Here is a 1707-nt window from a genome sequence, read left to right on the forward strand (position 1 = left end):
CCTGATGTACAACGAACTTCTCGCGAACATCGCGATCCTGGTCCTGGCCGGGTTCGTCGGGTTCGCCGTCATCTCCAAGGTGCCCAACACCTTGCACACGCCGTTGATGTCGGGCACCAACGCCATCCACGGCATCGTGGTGCTCGGTGCGCTGGTGGTGCTGGGGCATCTGCCCGGCGACGCGCCGTGGAGCATCAAGATCATCCTGTTCGTCGCGCTGGTGTTCGGCACCTTGAACGTGGTCGGTGGTTTCGTGGTGACCGACCGCATGCTCGCGATGTTCAAGCCCAAGAAGGACGCCGTCAAGGCTCCCGAGAAGAAGGGGGCTGACGCCTGATGGGCTACCTCGTCACGATCCTGTACATCGTCGCGTTTGCGATGTTCATCTACGGTCTCTCCGGCCTGACCGGCCCGAAGACCGCGGTCCGCGGCAACTACATCGCCGCCGTCGGCATGGTCATCGCCGTCGTCGCGGTCCTGATCGACGTCCGCGACACCGACAACTGGCTCCTCATCGCGGGCGGTCTGCTCGTCGGCATCGTCCTCGGCGTCCCGCCGGCGCTGCGCACCAAGATGACCGCGATGCCGCAGCTGGTGGCGCTGTTCAACGGCGTGGGCGGTGGCACCGTCGCGTTGATCGCGTGGGCGGAGTTCCTCAACTCGGACGGTTTCACTCACGTCGAGGCGGTGCCGTCGGCGCCGTTCATCGTCGGGTCGCTGTTCGCGGCGATCATCGGCTCGGTCTCGTTCTGGGGCTCGCTGGTGGCGTTCGCGAAGCTGCAGGAACTGCTCAACAAGAACGTCGAGAAGGTGTTCGTCTCCAACGCGAAGGCCTTCCAGGTCGCGAACATGGCGTTGGCGCTGGTCTCGGTCGGGCTGGCCGTCTACATCGGCCTGGGTGCCGACGGCGACCCGCAGTCGGCGTTGCTGATCGTCGGGCTGCTCGTCGCGGCCGGCGTGATGGGCCTGTTCGTGGTGCTGCCGATCGGCGGCGCCGACATGCCCGTCGTCATCTCGCTGCTCAACGCCCTGACCGGTCTGTCCGCCGCGGCGGCGGGTCTGGCGCTCAACAACCAGGCGATGATCGTCGCCGGCATGATCGTCGGCGCGTCGGGCACCATCCTGACGAACCTGATGGCGAAGGCGATGAACCGGTCGATCCCGGCGATCATCTTCGGCTCGTTCGGTGGCGACGCCGCCGCCGCGGGCGGCGTCAGCGCGACCGGCGGCACCGTCAAGGCCACCTCGGCGTCGGATGCGGCGATCCAGATGGCGTATGCCAACCAGGTCATCGTCGTCCCCGGCTACGGACTGGCCGTCGCGCAGGCGCAGCACGCGGTCAAGGAGATGGCGGCACTGCTCGAGGCGCGTGGTGTCGAGGTCAAGTACGCGATCCACCCGGTCGCCGGCCGGATGCCCGGTCACATGAACGTGCTCCTGGCGGAGGCGGACGTGGAGTACGAGGCGATGAAGGAGATGGACGACATCAACGGTGAGTTCTCGCGCACCGACGTCGCCATCGTCATCGGCGCCAACGACGTGACGAACCCGGCGGCACGTAACGACCCCAGCAGCCCGATCCACGGGATGCCGATCCTCAACGTCGACGAGGCCCGGTCGGTGATCGTGTTGAAGCGGTCGATGTCCTCGGGCTACGCGGGCATCGACAACCCGTTGTTCTTCGCGGACACCACCTCGATGCTGTTC

2 protein-coding genes are annotated in these 1707 nt (G+C 66.5%); both read left to right on the plus strand.

Translation table 11 applies throughout. The features are described from left to right. The first annotated feature begins 4 nt into the window (after positions 1–4). Positions 5–337: an NAD(P) transhydrogenase subunit alpha part 2 gene (locus RT2_RS24890; protein ID WP_072847483.1), complete on the plus strand. Its 333-nt coding sequence runs from the start codon at positions 5–7 to the stop codon at positions 335–337. Beyond that, the coding region (locus RT2_RS24895) for an NAD(P)(+) transhydrogenase (Re/Si-specific) subunit beta (RefSeq protein WP_072847482.1) at positions 337–1707 on the plus strand (1371 nt) is incomplete at its 3' end. The genes RT2_RS24890 and RT2_RS24895, both read left to right, overlap by 1 nt.

Source organism: Rhodococcus tukisamuensis NBRC 100609, assembly GCF_001894985.1.
Lineage (GTDB): Bacteria > Actinomycetota > Actinomycetes > Mycobacteriales > Mycobacteriaceae > Rhodococcus_G > Rhodococcus_G tukisamuensis.

Excerpts from the sequence above, each read along its gene's own strand:
- RT2_RS24890 (WP_072847483.1), top strand. The coding sequence starts at position 5 with ATGTACAACGAACTTCTCGCGAACATCGCGATCCTGGTCCTGGCCGGG.